The 847-nt window shown below is 70.1% G+C and carries 1 pseudogene; it reads right to left on the bottom strand.

What is annotated here, in order from left to right:
- Positions 1-847, bottom strand: a pseudogene (locus tag RHBS_RS27895) (transcription antitermination factor NusB); the annotation flags it as partial.

Genomic DNA, 847 nt, shown 5'->3' with positions numbered 1-847 from the left:
GCAGGGCACCGAGGCCCGGTGCACGGCGCGTCGACGAGCACGCGGTCGTAGCCGCCGTCGAGTCCGGACGCTCGACCGTCGACGGTGTACACCGTCACCGGGAGATCCTTCGTCGTCTTGGACACCAGGTCGGCTCGGTGCGGAGTCGGTTCGACGGCGTCGACCGTGGCACCGTCGATTTCGGCGATGGCACCGATCAGGCAGCTTTACCGCCCGGTCCGGCGCACAGGTCCAGCCACCGGCCACCGTCCTCGCCGACGAGCGGCGCGAGGGTGAGCGCCCGCCGACGAGTTGACTGCCTTCGTCCTGCACCCCGGCCAGTCCGTCCCGGACGCGTCGATCTTGCCGGGATCTCCGCCGTCGAGGTGCACTGCGTAGGGCGAATAGGGTCCCTCTTCTCCCCCGGTGATCAGCGCCAGCTCTTCCGCGGAGATCTCGCCGGGTCGGGCCACCAGGTGTACCGAGGGACGCGCGTCGTCGGCCTCGAGCACCGCAGCGAGTTCACCGGCATCGGCACCGAGCGCATCGGCGAAGGCCTGCGCGATCCACTTGGGGTGGGCGTACTCGAAAGCGAGATGGCCGACAGGATCGACCGCCGTCTCGGGCGCGAGCTCGTCCACCCACTGCGCCGCCGTACGCTCGGACACGCGCCGTAGCACCGCATTGACGAAACCTGCCTTGCCCGTACCGAATTCGGATCGCGCCAGATCCACCGACGTGGCGACGGCCGCGTGCGGTGCCACTCGGGTGCGGAGCAGTTGGTAGGAGCCGAGCCGCAGAATGTCGAGCAGCGGCCCGTCGATCTCGGCGGCAGGCCGACCGGCAGCATGGGCGATCACCGCGTCGA

The organism is Rhodococcus sp. BS-15 (genome assembly GCF_000813105.1).
Taxonomy (GTDB): domain Bacteria; phylum Actinomycetota; class Actinomycetes; order Mycobacteriales; family Mycobacteriaceae; genus Rhodococcoides.
This window is presented reverse-complemented; position numbering and strand designations above follow the sequence as displayed.